Source organism: Bradyrhizobium sp. USDA 4501 (assembly GCF_054062115.1).
Genome location: NZ_JBSSEX010000001.1, coordinates 115,789 through 130,356, shown reverse-complemented (window position 1 = coordinate 130,356; position 14,568 = coordinate 115,789). Strand labels below are relative to the sequence as shown.

The window sequence follows — 14,568 nt, the reverse complement described above, 5'->3', positions numbered from 1 at the left end:
CCGCAGCGCTATCAGGCGCGGCGCGCGAACCGCGCAGCGCTGCAGCGGAGATCGATGCAGCCCCGCGGGCACCGCCAGTCGGCGAGGTCTGCCGATTTGGCTGCGGGCGCGAGCCGGGCTCTATGGCATAAGTTTGACGCCTGGCTTGCTTTAATTCTCCGGTGTTGAATTGCAGGTCCATGGAGCGACCGATATACCGGGCGGCCTAAGTGGCACGCAGCGCGCTCAGAACGAGCGACGTATTCGCCACGGAAATCTGGTCGATGAAATTTCTGTTGCGGTTCTTCGGGTTCCTGTTCACCGCAGGCACCATCCTGTTCCTGGCTGGTCTGGCCGCGGTCGCAGGGCTGTTCTGGCATTTCTCCAAGGACCTGCCCGAGTATTCGCAGCTCCAGAACTACGAGCCGCCGGTGATGACCCGCGTGCACGCGGCCGACGGCTCGCTGCTCGGCGAATACGCCAAGGAGCGCAGGCTCTATCTGCCGATCCAGGCGGTGCCGAAGCTCGTGATCAACGCGTTCCTCGCCGCCGAGGACAAGAATTTCTACGAGCATGGCGGCGTCGACTACACCGGCATGGCGCGCGCCGGTGTCGCCTACATCCAGAACTTCGGTTCCAACCGGCGGCCGCAGGGCGCCTCGACGATCACCCAGCAGGTCGCCAAGAACTTCCTTTTGACCAACGAGGTGTCGTTCACCCGCAAGATCAAGGAAGCCTTGCTGGCGATGCGAATCGAGCGGGCTTACTCCAAGGACAAGATCCTCGAGCTCTATCTCAACGAAATCTATCTCGGCCTTGGCGCCTACGGCATCGCGGCGGCCTCGCTGGTGTATTTCGACAAGTCCGTCAATGAGCTGACGGTCGCGGAAGCGGCCTATCTGGCGGCGCTGCCGAAAATGCCGGCCAGCCTGCATCCGGTGCGCAACCGCGCGCGCGCCGTCGAGCGCCGCAACTACGTGATCGACCGCCTGCAGGAGAACGGCTGGATCACCGCGGCCGACGCCGACAAGGCGCGCAAGGAGCCGCTGACCGTCACCAACCGCAGCAATGGCGCGCACACCTTCGCCGGCGAATATTTCTCGGAAGAAGTCCGCCGCGACATCTTCGAGCGCTATGGCGAGAAGAAGCTCTATGAGGGCGGCCTGTCGGTGCGCACCACGCTCGACCCCAAGGTCCAGGTGATGGCGCGCAAGGCCATGGTGGCTGGGCTCGTGAACTATGACGAGCAGCAGGGCTATCGCGGTGCGATCCAAAAGCTCGACCTGACCAGTGACTGGGGCGTGCCGCTCGCCGAGATCAAATCGCTGTCCGACATCTCGCCGTGGCGAATGGCGGTGGTGCTGGAGAGCAACGACCAGTCGGCACGGATCGGCTTCCAGCCGGGCCGCGAGCTCGGCGGCGCCATCAGCAAGCAGCGCGAGACCGGCATCATCACGATGGACGGCGCGCGCTGGGCCAAGAGCAAGGGCAAGACGCCGACATCGGTGGCGCAGGTGCTGCAGCCAGGCGACGTGATCTACGCCGACCCGCTCTTCAGCAAGGACGGCCAGCGCGTCGAAGGCCAGTACCGGCTGCGACAGATCCCTGAGCTGTCGGGTGCGATGGTGGCGATGGATCCGCACACCGGCCGCGTGCTGGCGATGGTCGGCGGCTTCTCGTTCGACCAGAGCCAGTTCAACCGCGCGACGCAGGCCTATCGGCAGCCCGGCTCGACCTTCAAGCCGATCGTCTATTCGTCGGCGCTCGACAACGGCTACACCGGATCGACCATGATGATCGACGCCCCGATCGAGATCGACCAGGGGCAGGGCAACATCTGGCGGCCCGAAAACTTCTCCACCGGCAAGTATCAGGGCCAGGTGACGCTGCGCAACGCGCTGCGGCTGTCGCTCAACACGGTGACCGTGCGGCTGGCGCAGGAAATCGGCATGCCGCTGATCGGCGAATATGCAAAGCGCTTCGGCGTCTATGACGAGTTGCCGAACTATCTCGCCTACGCGCTCGGCGCCGGCGAAACCACGGTGATGCGGATGGCCACGGCCTATTCGATGATCGCCAATGGCGGCGTCCGCGTGAAGCCGACCCTGATCGATCGCATCCAGGACCGCTACGGCCACACCATCTTCAAGCACGATCAGCGCGAATGTCGCGGCTGCGACGCGCCGGAGGGCTGGAAGAACCAGCCGGAGCCGCAGCTCGTCGACCGCCGCGAGCGGGTGCTCGACGCGATGTCCGCCTACCAGATCACCTCGCTGATGGAGGGCGTGATTCAGGCCGGTACCGGCACCGCGCTGAAGGATGTCGGCAAGCCGCTCGCCGGCAAGACCGGCACCTCGAACGAGGCCAAGGATCTCTGGTTTGTCGGCTTCTCGCCGGACCTCGTGGTCGGTCTCTATGTCGGCTACGACAAGCCGCGCTCGCTCGGCCGCAACGCGCAGGCCGGCCATACCGCGGCGCCGATCGCGCGCGACTTCCTGAAGCTCGCTCTGGCCGACAAGCCCGCCACCCCGTTCAAGCAGCCGGTCGGCATCCGGCTGGTCCTGGTCGATGCCAAGACCGGCCAGCGCGCCGCGCCCGGTCAGAACAAGGGCGTGGTGCTCGAAGCCTTCAAGCCGGGCCAGGCGCCGCCGTTCAATGATCCCGGGATGGTCGCCGGCACCGACGTGATCGACGGAACCCAGCAGGGCATTTCTCCGGACGCCGATCGGGCCGTGATGCGGTCAGGGACGGGCGGGCTGTACTGACGCCCGCCGGCGGGGCATCCGCCGACTGAAGCCCTGCAGCTCGTGCACCGCCGCGGCAACGCGACGGTGCGGCGCTTTGTCAGGGGACGTGCGGGGCGCAGCGGTTGAACGCGCGGCTTGCGGGATCGACCTATCGGAGAGGTCGGCAGAATTGCCGGAGATTGAGCAACGGCTTCCGCGTGGGCGGTGTGTCCCGACGGTGGATCGCGAATGATCAAGGTGCTCAAGGTCGTCGCCCACATCGTGTGGGCGGTTTCCATGATCGGGCTCGGGACGCTGATCGGCGCGAGCTATGGGTGGGCGCATCACGGCTGGATCGGCGCGATCGCGCTCGGCATTGTTGGGTTCAGCGTCGGGGCATTCCTTGCCATCGATCCGCTCATTGTTCTTGAATTCCTTCACGGGGGCGTTTGACACCGCGACCGAAGGGGAAGCTGCCGCCTGTCGATGGTCGCATCCGGCTCCGCGGTCCGTCCGCGATTTTCACGCCCATTCCCCGCCAACTATGCTTGCCAAGGCTGGGATGAAGCGGGTAGAAGGTCGCTCTCGCGCGGGCGCTAGTTTGGCAGGCGAACCCGCTGCACCGAGATGTCCAGTCATCCAGCTAAGCTGTTGATACCACGGACTATTCTTGGGGAATGGTGTAACGGTAGCACAACAGACTCTGACTCTGTTTGTCTTGGTTCGAATCCAGGTTCCCCAGCCAATCCGCCTCGGTGGCGTGAATCAGCCTCTCAAATCCCGACGAGATTGCCGGCTGCAGCTGCCGACGGAGGTCCAGTCGTATGTGTGCCATCACGGCATGAGGGTGGATTGGTCCGGCGTAATCCACCATGGTCTCGCGCGTGTGGTCCGGCTCGTTGCAACAGAGGTTTAGGCTGATGGACGAAATTCTCTATGCCCGCGAGGCGTCGATCGGCGTCGATGAGTTCGTCGAGGTGCTGCGGCAGTCCGGCCTCGGCGAGCGGCGACCGCTGGCGGATACCGACCGGATGGAGCGCATGATCGCCAATGCGAATCTGATAGTGACGGCGCGGAAGGCGGGCAAGCTGGTCGGCGTGTCGCGCGCGCTGACCGATTTCGCCTATTGCTGCTATTTGTCGGACCTTGCGGTCGATCGCGGGTACCAGGGACATGGCATCGGCAAGCGTCTGATCGCGGAAACGCGGCGCCTCGCCGGACCTGAATCGATGTGCCTGCTGTTGTCGGCGCCGGACTCGATCGGGTTCTACAAGACCATCGGCATGCCGCAGCCGGACAACGCGTTCCTCTACAAGCGGGAGCGATAACTGCGCGGCGTTACTTGATCTTGTCGTAGACCGTCGCGAAGTCGGCGAGCGGCATCGGGATGGAGATGGTTTCCTTGCCGAGATTCTGGAACGACACCTTGAGCTGCTTGCCCGATTTCAGCTGGGTCAGGACATCGGCGGCGATCGGCGTATTGATGTAGCAGCCGCGCGCCTCGCAAGTCTGGATCGGCACGTCGACGGCCTTGCCGTCGTCGACCTGCAGCTTGGCGCCGACAGGCAGGTTCAATCCGAGTGGAAGCTGGATCAGCGCCACCGGCGTGCGGGTGTCGCCGGGAACGCGGATATTGACCAGCACGATGAGCTGGCCGGTCTTGGTGAGCACCGCGGTCTGTTCCATCGCGCATTCGAGCGGAGCGTCGCGGCTCGCACTGGTGCAGCGCGCAATCCAGCCGGAATTGTTGGGGGCTGCTGTATCACCCTGAGGAGCCGCGGGCGCAGCTGCCGGAGCGGGCGCGTTCTTGCTCTTGGCCGTCTGGGCGTGGCCAGAGTGGGCCATGCCGAACGCGGTCAGCAGGACGAAGAGCGACTTGGCGACAATCTTCACGGTACCGGCTCCGAATGGACATCTTTCGGATGTGCCGGGATGCCAGCAAAGTCAAGTCACTCGGCGGCCTCCTTGACCGATCCATGCTCGTCGTCGTCAGCATCGTGGTCGGTGCGCACCGAGCGGCCCCAGTTCGCAAACGCATTCGAGAGCCTGTCGAGATAGAGGTAGACGACCGGCGTCGTGAACAGCGTCAGCGCCTGGCTGACGATCAGGCCGCCGACCATGGCGTAGCCGAGCGGCTGGCGGATTTCCGAACCGGTGCCGGTCCCTAACATCAGCGGCACGCCGCCGAGCAAGGCGGCCATCGTCGTCATCATGATCGGGCGGAAGCGGAGCAGGGCGGCCTGGCGGATCGCCGCCACAGGCTCCATGTGCTGGTCGCGCTCGGCCGCGATCGCGAAGTCGACCATCATGATGCCGTTCTTCTTCACGATGCCGATCAAAAGGATGATGCCGATCAGCGCGATCAGCGAGAAGTCGAAGCCGGCCGCCATCAGGATCGCGAGCGCGCCGACGCCGGCCGACGGCAGCGTCGACAGAATCGTGATCGGGTGGATGTAGCTCTCGTAGAGAATGCCGAGGATCAGGTAGACGACCACGAGCGCCGCGAGGATCAACAGCGGGACGGTCGACAGCGATTGCTGGAACGCCTGCGCGGTACCCTGGAAGCTCGAGCTCAGTGTCGGCGGCGCGCCGAGGTCGACCATCGCCTTCTGCACCGCTTCCGTCGCCTGGCCGAGCGCAACACCCTGCGCCAGGTTGAACGAGATGGTGATCGCCGGGAACTGGCCCTGATGGCTGATCGAGAGCGGCCGTACCGGCACGCTGGTCCAGGTCGCGAAGGTCGAGATCGGCACCTGTTCGCCGGTCAGCGGCGACTTGATGTAGATCTTGTTCAGCGTGTCGATCGCGCCCTGCAGCTCAGGCAACACCTCGAGGATGACGTGGTAGCTGTTGAGCTGGGTGAAATATTGCGTCACCTGGCGCTGGCCGAACGCGTCATAGAGCGTGTCGTCGATCAGCTGCGGCTGGATGCCATAGCGCGAGGCGGTGTCGCGGTTGATCTTCAATTCGAGCGTGGTGCCGTTGGTCTGCTGGTCGGTGGCGACGTCGCGCAGCTGCGGCAGCGTTTGCATCTTGCCGAGAATCTTCGGCGCCCATTCGTTCAATTCGGCGAGGTTGGCATCCTGCAGCGTGAATTCGAACTGGGTGCGGGTCGGGCGGCCGCCGAGGCGGACGTCCTGCGCCGCCTGCATGAACAGCCGGGCACCCTCGACCTTCTCCAGCTTCGGCCGCAGCCGGGCGATGACCTGCTGCGCGTTGGCGTCGCGATCCTTCAGCGGCTTCAGCGTGATGTACATCGCGCCGTTGTTGCCGGCGCGGCCGCTGCCGCCGATCGCCATCGCCACCGTCGCCACCGCGGGATCCTGCTGCACGATCTTGCCGAGTTCCTCCTGCTTCCGCTTCATGTCGGCGAAGGAGATGTCCTGGTTGGCTTCCGAGGTCGCGGTGATCAGGCCGACGTCCTGCTGCGGGAAGAAGCCCTTCGGGATGACGACGAACAGGTAGACTGACAGCGCCAGCGTCCCGAAGAAGATCATCAGCGTCGTGAACTTCCAGCGCAACGCGAGGTCGAGCACGCTCTGATAGCCGCGCAGCATGGCGTCGAAGCCGCGCTCGCTGAGCTGGTAGAACCGACCGTGCTTCTCGTCATTGTGGGCGCGCAGGAAGCGCGAGGCCATCATCGGGGTCAGCGTCAGCGACACGAACATCGAGACGAAGATGGTCATCGCCAGCACGACCGCGAATTCGCGGAACAGGCGGCCGATAATGCCGCCCATCAGGAGCAGCGGGATCAGCACCGCGACCAGCGAGATGCTGATCGAAACGATGGTGAAGCCGATTTCCTGCGAGCCCTTGAAGGCGGCAGCCATCGGCTTCTCGCCCTCTTCGATGTAGCGGCTGATGTTCTCCAGCATCACGATGGCGTCGTCGACCACGAAGCCGACCGCGATCGTCAGCGCCATCAGCGACAGATTGTCGAGCGTGTAGCCGAACACCCACATCAGCGCGCAGGCGCCGAGCAGCGCCAATGGCACCGTGACCGTCGGGATCACGGTCGCCCAGAAACTGCGCAGGAAGACGAAGATCACCATCACGACCAGGAAGATGGTCAGCAGCAGGGTGAACTGGACGTCCTCGACCGCCGCGCGGATCGTGGTGGTGCGGTCGCTGATCACGTCGATCTTGATCGCCGGCGGGATCGCGGCGACCAGTCGGGGCAGCGCCGCCTTGATCTTGTCGACGGTGTCGATGACGTTGGCGCCGGGCTGCTTGAAGATGACCAGGAATACGCCGCGCTTGCCGTTGGCCCAGGCGGCCTGCTTGGCGTCCTCGGGCCCGGTGACGGCCTGGCCGATGTCACGGATCCGCAGCGGCCCGCCGTTGCGGTAGGCGATGATGACGTCGTTCCACGGGCTCGCCGTGAGCAGCTGGTCGTTGGCGTAGATGGTATAGGCGCGGGTGGCGCCGTCGATGTTGCCCTTCGGACTGTCGACGGTGGCGATGTTGATCGCGGCGCGGACGTCCTCCAGCGACAGGCCCTTGGCGACGAGCTTGGCGGGGTCGATCTGGACGCGAACCGACGGCTTCTGCTGGCCGCCGATGATGACCTGCGCAACGCCCGAGATCTGGCTGATCTGCTGCGCCAGCTGGGCGTCGACGGCATCGCTGACCGTCGTCAGCGGCAGCGTGTCCGATGTCGCCGACAGCAGCATGATCGGCGAGTCCGCCGGGTTGACCTTGCGGTAGGTCGGCGGCGAGGGAAGGGTTTTCGGCAACTGGCCGCTGGCCGCGTTGATGGCGGCCTGCACGTCGTTGGCGGCGCCGTCGATGCTGCGGTTGAGGTCGAACTGGATGGTGACCGCCGCCGTGCCGAGATAGCTGGTCGAGGTCATCTGCGCGATGCCGGGGATCTGCGCGAACTGGCGTTCCAGCGGCTGGGCGACCGATGTCGCCATCGTTTCCGGGCTGGCGCCGGGCAGGGTCGCAGTGATCTGGATGGTGGGGAAGTCGACCTGCGGCAGCGGCGCGACCGGCAGCAGGGGATAGGCGACGAGACCGACGAACAGGATGCCCGCCATCAGCAGCGAGGTGCCGATGGGGAAACGAATGAATGGTGCGGAAATTCCGGCGCCGACGCTCATTCCTGCGCAACCTTCGACTGGGACGGATCCGAGCTCGCCACTGCCGTTGTCACCGGGGTTCCCGGCGAGACCTTGTACTGCCCCGCGGTGATCACCTGCTGTCCGGGCGACAGGCCCTCGTCGATCACCGACTTGCCGTCGATCGACTGGCTGACCTTGATCTTGCGAAGCTCGGCCTTGTTCTCCTGATTGACTGAATACGCGTAGAGGCCATCGGTGCCATGCTGCACCGCGTCATCCGGGACGACGGTGGCATCCTTCAAGGTCCTGACCAGAAGGCGGGTCGAGACCGACTGGCCCGGCCACAGCGCGTGGTCCTTGTTATCAAACACCGCCTTCAGCCGGACAGTCCCGCTTGACGTGTCGACCTGATTGTTGATCAGCGCCAGGGTTCCCGTGGATAGCACCCGCTTGCCGTCGGTGGTCAGGGCAATGGTCTTGGGCGGCGCCACGGCCAGCGCCGCCTTGATATCCGGCAGCTGGTCTTCCGGCGCGGTGAAGATCACCGTGATCGGCTCGATCTGGGTGATCGTGACAATGCCGGTCTGGGCCGAGGCATTGACGATGTTGCCGATATCGACCAGTCGCAGGCCGACAATCCCGTCGATCGGGGATTTGACGGTCGTGTAGTCCACCTGGGTCTGGGCGTTGAAGATGGCGGCCTCGTCAGCCGAGATCTGGGCGGTCAGCTGGGCCACCGTGGAGCGCTGGGTGTCGAGCTGCTGGCGTGTCGCGAACTCGCCGAGCCTGGTGGTGCGCTGCAGGTCGAGATTGGCGTTGGCGAGATTGGCTTCGTCCTGGGCCTTCTTGGCCTTGGCCTGGTCGAGCGTCGCCTGATAGGGCCGCGGATCGATCTCGACCAGCGTGTCACCGGCCTTGACGAACTGGCCTTCCTTGAAAGCGATCCTGGTGATCTGACCGTCGACCCGGGTGCGGACCTGGACCGTGTTGAACGCCTGCACGGTGCCGAGGCCGGTGAGATAGACCGGGAAGTCGGCTTTCTCGACCGGCGAGATCTTGACCAGAACGGCCGGGCGTTGGGCGGATCGCTTCTGCGCGGCTTCGATCGCCTGCTGGTTGCTCGTGTGTTTCTGCCAGCCGAAATAACCGGCGGCGCCGACCGCAGCGATCACTAAAACCCAACCGATGGTGCGTGACTTTGACATGCGGACTCTTGGGTTCGACGTAACAATAAAGGCTGATCGAAACGGTTCACAGAGCTTGCGGATATAATATGCGTGCACTTAATGTGTAAACACACCAAGGCTTGAGAATCCTAAACATTTGGAAAGGTTTAGGTCAGAAACGAGCAGAAACAATTCGCCTGGGAAACGCACCGAGGACCCCTATGTCGCTCGATCTCAAACGCCAGTTTATCGCGCAGCTCGTCGAGAGTTCCCGGCTGCTGCGCAATTATATCGATCATCGCGCCAAGGCGCGAGGCACCACGCGTGCGCAATGGATCGTGCTGTTCCGCCTGCGCGAGCAGGAGGGACTGTCCCAGGTCGATCTCGCCGACGTCCTCGAATTGCAGCCGATCTCGCTGGTGCGGCTGCTCGACCGCCTTGTCGAGCATGGCCTGCTCGAACGGCGTCCCGATCCCAGGGATCGCCGTGCCAATCGCCTGTTCCTGACCCGGAGCGGGCGCCGTCTCGTCGACGATCTCGACAGTTTGCGCGACGCGATCGCCGGCGATGTGCTGCGCGACGTCTCGGACAAGCATGTCGAAAGCGGCCTCGCCACGCTGCGCGAGGTCAAGGATCGCATCAAGGCGCTCGGCGAGGAGGCGGAGCGCATCGCCGCGAAATAGCGCATCTCATCGTGCGCAGATTCCTTCGCTCCATCCATTCACCCGTTGCAGCGTGCGCGAGCCGGTTGAATCGTCGCGGGATGTCGTCCATATCGCGCAGCGACGATGCGAGAGGACGAGGGCTGCGATGGATGAGTTGAACGGGCGCATGATGGCATGCCAGATCCTGGTTACAGGATTGATCGCGCGCGTCGCCAACGAGCAGCGCGACCCGCTGCGCTTTCTCACCGACTTCCGCGACGAGATCAAAGCGGTCGTCAACGGCGTCAACATCGCCGGCCTTGAGAACAGCGACCGCGTGCGGCAGGTCGCGCAGCGGACGATCGACGAGCTGTTTTCGCTGATGAAGCCGCCAAGCGCCGAGTAATCGCGTGGTCGCATGGACAGCGCCCGCACGCGGCAGCCAATGACGGGCGGCATCGATTTAGAACGATTATTAGAACACTTAAAAACTACAGTTTAGAACGATTTCAAACCGTAGATTAGAATCGCTTTGAATTGGGGCGATTCAAGCCGACTGTTGCGCTCGTCGCATTGATAAAAAAGGTCACGCTCGATAACCGATGGAGACAGTTCGTCGCAGCTTCATTTCGCGAACGAGCTGATTTTTCTGGGGCGAGCAAGACATGAGCAATGTGAAGGCGCCGAGATCGCTGCGCTTTGATGCAGCGATCGGTTCGGCTGATGACACCGGTTATTCCGCCACGAAGGTCTCCGCAGTCGCGAGCCTGATCGCGGTGGCGTCGTTTTCGGGGGCTGAAGCGCAGCAATCCAACCTGCCGCCGGTGAATGTCGATGCGCCGGTCGCTCGCCCGCGGCCCGTGACGTCAAGGCCCACTGCGGACCAGGTCCGCGCCCGCAACGCGCTGCGCCGCGCCGCGCGCCGTAACAACCAGCAGGCACAGCAAGCGCCGGTGCCGTTTCCCAACGCCGGCGGTCTTCCCGCCGACCGCGATCCCTATGCGGATCCGGCCGCGCCGTACAAGGGCGACCGTTTGCAGTCGTCCGGGAAATATCCCGAGCCGATCCTGAACACGCCGAAATCGGTCACGGTGCTGACCAAGGACGTGCTCGAAGACAAGAACGCCACATCGCTGAAGTCGGCGATCCTGTCGACGGCCGGCGTCACGCTCGGCACGGGCGAGGGCGGCAATGCCTTCGGCGACCGCTTCTTCATCCGCGGTTTCGATGCGCGCAACGACATCTTCATCGACGGCGTGCGCGACTCCGGCGTCAGCGTCCGCGAGAACTTCTTCACCGAGCAGGTCGAGATCCTGCGCGGCCCGGGCTCGTCCTTTGCCGGCCGCGGCACCACCGGCGGCGCGATCAACATCGTCACCAAGCAGGCGACGACGCAGAACAGCTTCTACAACATGGACACCACGTTCGGCACCGATCGCACCAAGCGCGTGACGCTCGACGTCAACCAGGTGATCAGCCCGACGCTGGCGATCCGCGCCGGCGGCCTGTTCCAGGATGCCGGCGTCGCCGGCCGCAGCTATGTCACCGACGACCGCAACGGCGCGTTCGTCGCCGGAACATGGAAGCCGGTCGATGCGGTGAAGATCACCGGCAACTACATCCACACCGAACTGACCGGACTCCCGGATTTCGGCGTGCCGTACTATCGGCCGAGCACCGCGAGCACGGCCGGCGGCCCGTTCCCGGATTTCGGCGTCAACCGCAACAATTGGTACGGTTTCGTCAACCGCGACTTCTTCAGGACCGGGCAGGACATCGGCACCATCAACGCCGAGGTGCAGATCACGCCGGACCTCGTGGTCAGCAACAAGATCCGGGAATCGCGTTCGACCCAGAACTACATCGGCACGCTGCCGGAAGCGCCGACGCTGGCCGCCGGCGCTCCGTTCACGGCGTATACGCTGAGCGCCAATCCGCAAAGCCGCTACCAGGTCACCGACGTGTTCGCCAACCAGACCGAGGCGACGTACAAGTCGGTCGACGGGCTCGGCTTCAAGCACACGACGACGGCCGGCGTCGAATACGACAACGAGCGGTCGTCGATCGACAGATATCTCGGCCTGAGCTCGGAAATAACGACCGGCACATCGGCATTCACGGGAAGCGGATCGCTCTCCGGCGTCAGCGTGTTCAATCCGCAATACACCAACATTCCGTTCCCGATTCCGTCGGGGCTGTCCGGGCTGCCGACCAAGATCGGGATCGACACCACCAGCGGCTACATCATGGATACCGCGAACTACAATGACTTCGTGATCCTCAATGGCGGCATCCGCTACGACGACTACAAGATCAACACGTCAGGCTATCTGACTTCGGGCGGCAGGACCACATTCGGCAGTCAGTCGGCCGACTTCGGGATGCCGAACTTCAACCTCGGCCTCACCTTGAAGCCGTTGCCGAACGGCAGCGTCTATGCGGCCTATGCGACCTCATCCAACCCAGTCGGCGCCGAATTCGACGGCACCAGCACGGCGTATGGCGGCTTGTCTCCCGTCCTGAACGGCGGCAATACCCAGATCTTCGGGCCGGAAAAGAACAAGGCGATCGAAGTCGGCACCAAGTGGGAATTGTTCGATCGTCATCTGCTGGTGACGGCGGCGCTGTTCCAGACCGAGAAGGAAAATGCGCGCGAATCGCAGAACGTGAACAACCCAACCGCGGCCGCGGCGCTTGGCTGCTCCTATCCGACCGGGACGACCGGCAATATCTCCTGCATCACCGCGGGCGCAGCCTACCGCATCCGCGGCATCGATCTCGGCGTCGGCGGCAAGATCACCGACAAATGGAGCGTGTTCGGCGGTCTCGTGCTGATGCAGTCGGCAGTGACGAGGTCGCTGGCGCCGCCGGCCAACACCATCCTGTATTCCAGCAATGTCGGACTGCCGCTCGCCAACGTCGCGCATCAGTCGTTCAGCATGCTGACCAAGTACCAGCTCACCGACATGTGGGAGCTTGGCGGGCAGGCGGTGTATCGCTCGAAGGTCTACGGCGGCACGCTGCTCGCGGCCAACCAGGGCACCTCGATCCCGAGCTATTGGCGCTTCGACGCCTTTGCCGAAGCTAAGATCGACAAGCACTGGACCATGAAGCTGTTCGTCAACAACATCTTCGACAAGCGCTACTACGACGCGCTGTACCAGAGCGCGGCGCCGTTCGTGCTCGAAGCGCCGGGACGCGCCGCGTATCTGGTTGTTTCTGCGCGTTACTGACGGAGGCTTCGCGGCACGAGATGCTGGTCTGTGTTCCCAACGTATTGAGCAAGGCTGATGTGGCGGACTTCCGCCGCATCATGGCGCAAGCCGAATGGGAGGACGGCCGCTCGACCGCCGGCGCCGCGTCCGCGATGGTCAAGCGCAACGAGCAGCTGCCGCCCGACGGCGAGGTCGCGCGGCAGCTCGGCAACCGCATCCTGTCGGCGCTGTCGGCGAGCCCGCGCTTCATCTCGGCGGCGATCCCGCTTAGAATCTTTCCCCCCTTGTTCAACCGCTATGCCGCCAGCGACGGGCACCATTTCGGCCTGCACGTCGACAATGCGGTGCGCGGCGACAGGCTGACGGGCATGAGGATCCGCACCGACCTCTCGGTCACGCTGTTTTTATCGGAGCCGGAGGACTACGACGGCGGCGAGCTCGTCATCGAAGACCTCTACGGATCCCATGAAATCAAGCTGCCGGCGGGCGATCTCGTAGTTTATCCTGCTTCCAGCTTGCATCTGGTCACGCCGGTCACGCGGGGGACCCGGGTAGCGTCTTTTTTCTGGCTGCAGAGCATGATACGGGATGCACACGGGCGCAGCCTGATCTTTGATCTCGATACCGCGATCCAGGCTCTGGTGGAGCGGCTGGGGCGCGATGACCCCGAAACGGTCAAATTGACCGGGATTTATCACAACCTGATCCGTCACTGGGCTGAAGTGTAACTGATGATGACATTCAAGTTCCCCGCTGCATCCGCCATGATCGCCTCGCTGGCGATGCTGATGCTGGCCGCGCCGTCTTCGGCGCAGCAGCAAACGGCGCCTGTAGCGCAGCCCGCACCCGTGACCCGGCCTCAGGCCGCACCCGCCCAGCCGGCGGCGGCCCAGCCTGCGGCGGCTGCCCAGGCCGCGCCGGTGGCCGCCCAGCCGGCACAAGCGGCGCCGCAGGCTCAGGCCGCGCCGGCCCCTGCCGCGGCGGCTCCGGCACCGACGGCGAACGAGGCGTCCCTGGCTGCGCCCGCGAGCGGCGACAGCAAGTCGCTGAAGTCGACCTCGACCGGCCTGCACGAATTGTCGCCGTGGAACATGTTCTTAAACGCCGACATCATTGTGAAGGCGGTGATGCTCGGTCTGGCATTCGCGTCGCTCGTCACGTGGACGGTGTTCATCGCCAAGATGGTCGAGCTGACGGTAGCGCAGCGCAGGCTGCGTGGCGCGCTGGCCAAGATCGCTGAATCCCGCTCGCTGGCCGAAGCGCAGTTCGCGCTCGGTGCCAAGGGCAGCGTGCTGTCGTCATTCATCGCAGCTGCGATGCGGGAGGGGCGCCTGTCGGCGGGCATCTCGAGCGACAGCGGCATCAAGGAGCGCGCGGCGTCGAGCTTCGCCGAGATCGTGCGCGCCGAAGCCCGCAAGATCCGCATCGGCATGGGCCTGCTCGCGACCATCGGCGCGACGTCGCCCTTCGTCGGCCTGTTCGGCACCGTCTGGGGCATCATGAACAGCTTCATCGGCATTTCGAAGTCGCAGACGACCAACCTTGCCGTGGTGGCGCCGGGCATCGCGGAAGCGCTGCTCGCGACCGCGATCGGCCTCGTCGCGGCGATCCCCGCGGTCATCATCTACAACCATTTCTCGCGCGTCACGAAGGTCTATCTCGAGCTCGTCAACCGCGCCTCGGGTGCCGCAGGACGGCTGTTGTCGCGCGATCTCGACCGCACCCATGGCGACGTTCCGCGCAACGCGCATGCGCGCGCCGCGGCGGCGGAGTAG

11 protein-coding genes and 1 tRNA gene are annotated in these 14,568 nt (G+C 64.4%); 9 read left to right on the top strand and 3 right to left on the bottom strand.

Going from position 1 to position 14,568, the window contains the following annotated elements; translation table 11 throughout:
• The first annotated feature begins 263 nt into the window (after positions 1 to 263).
• The 4 genes from ACVWZM_RS00570 (at position 264) to ACVWZM_RS00555 (ending at position 4,033) form a co-directional block, all read left to right on the top strand.
• Positions 264 to 2,744: a penicillin-binding protein 1A gene (locus tag ACVWZM_RS00570; protein WP_456851440.1), complete on the top strand. Its 2,481-nt coding sequence runs from the start codon at positions 264 to 266 to the stop codon at positions 2,742 to 2,744.
• 210 nt (positions 2,745 to 2,954) lie between these two features.
• Positions 2,955 to 3,158 (top strand): hypothetical protein, encoded by a 204-nt coding sequence (locus tag ACVWZM_RS00565; protein ID WP_253587136.1) that lies wholly within the window; start codon positions 2,955 to 2,957, stop codon positions 3,156 to 3,158.
• A 218-nt stretch (positions 3,159 to 3,376) separates the two neighbouring features.
• Positions 3,377 to 3,450, top strand: a tRNA-Gln gene (locus ACVWZM_RS00560).
• Between the two features lie 175 nt (positions 3,451 to 3,625).
• Positions 3,626 to 4,033 carry a GNAT family N-acetyltransferase gene (locus ACVWZM_RS00555; protein WP_253587135.1) on the top strand — a complete coding sequence of 136 codons (408 nt, stop codon included), beginning with the start codon at positions 3,626 to 3,628 and terminating at the stop codon, positions 4,031 to 4,033.
• 10 nt (positions 4,034 to 4,043) lie between these two features.
• Here the strand turns inward: ACVWZM_RS00555 and ACVWZM_RS00550 are convergent, their stop codons facing one another.
• From ACVWZM_RS00550 to ACVWZM_RS00540, 3 genes are all read right to left on the bottom strand, one after another.
• Positions 4,044 to 4,550 (bottom strand): invasion associated locus B family protein, encoded by a 507-nt coding sequence (locus ACVWZM_RS00550; protein WP_225160697.1) that lies wholly within the window; start codon positions 4,548 to 4,550, stop codon positions 4,044 to 4,046.
• A gap of 104 nt (positions 4,551 to 4,654) precedes the next feature.
• The gene (locus tag ACVWZM_RS00545; RefSeq protein WP_456851438.1) at positions 4,655 to 7,807 is read right to left on the bottom strand and encodes an efflux RND transporter permease subunit; all 3,153 of its coding nucleotides are present in this window, start codon (positions 7,805 to 7,807) and stop codon (positions 4,655 to 4,657) included.
• Positions 7,804 to 8,973 (bottom strand): efflux RND transporter periplasmic adaptor subunit, encoded by a 1,170-nt coding sequence (locus ACVWZM_RS00540; RefSeq protein ID WP_456851436.1) that lies wholly within the window; start codon positions 8,971 to 8,973, stop codon positions 7,804 to 7,806. Before ACVWZM_RS00540 ends, ACVWZM_RS00545 begins: the two co-directional genes overlap by 4 nt.
• A gap of 182 nt (positions 8,974 to 9,155) precedes the next feature.
• Here ACVWZM_RS00540 and ACVWZM_RS00535 point away from each other — a divergent pair, with 182 nt between their 5' ends.
• From ACVWZM_RS00535 to exbB, 5 genes are all read left to right on the top strand, one after another.
• Positions 9,156 to 9,617 (top strand): MarR family winged helix-turn-helix transcriptional regulator, encoded by a 462-nt coding sequence (locus ACVWZM_RS00535; protein WP_016841339.1) that lies wholly within the window; start codon positions 9,156 to 9,158, stop codon positions 9,615 to 9,617.
• Between the two features lie 127 nt (positions 9,618 to 9,744).
• Positions 9,745 to 9,984 (top strand): hypothetical protein, encoded by a 240-nt coding sequence (locus ACVWZM_RS00530; RefSeq protein ID WP_028344615.1) that lies wholly within the window; start codon positions 9,745 to 9,747, stop codon positions 9,982 to 9,984.
• A 259-nt stretch (positions 9,985 to 10,243) separates the two neighbouring features.
• On the top strand, positions 10,244 to 12,811 hold the full coding sequence (locus ACVWZM_RS00525) for a TonB-dependent receptor (protein ID WP_229189754.1): 2,568 nt from the start codon (positions 10,244 to 10,246) through the stop codon (positions 12,809 to 12,811).
• Between the two features lie 20 nt (positions 12,812 to 12,831).
• Positions 12,832 to 13,521, top strand: coding sequence for a Fe2+-dependent dioxygenase (locus ACVWZM_RS00520; RefSeq protein ID WP_456851434.1), 690 nt, complete (start codon positions 12,832 to 12,834; stop codon positions 13,519 to 13,521).
• Positions 13,522 to 13,524: 3 nt separating this feature from the next.
• Positions 13,525 to 14,568 (top strand): tonB-system energizer ExbB, encoded by a 1,044-nt coding sequence (gene exbB / locus ACVWZM_RS00515; RefSeq protein WP_310884785.1) that lies wholly within the window; start codon positions 13,525 to 13,527, stop codon positions 14,566 to 14,568.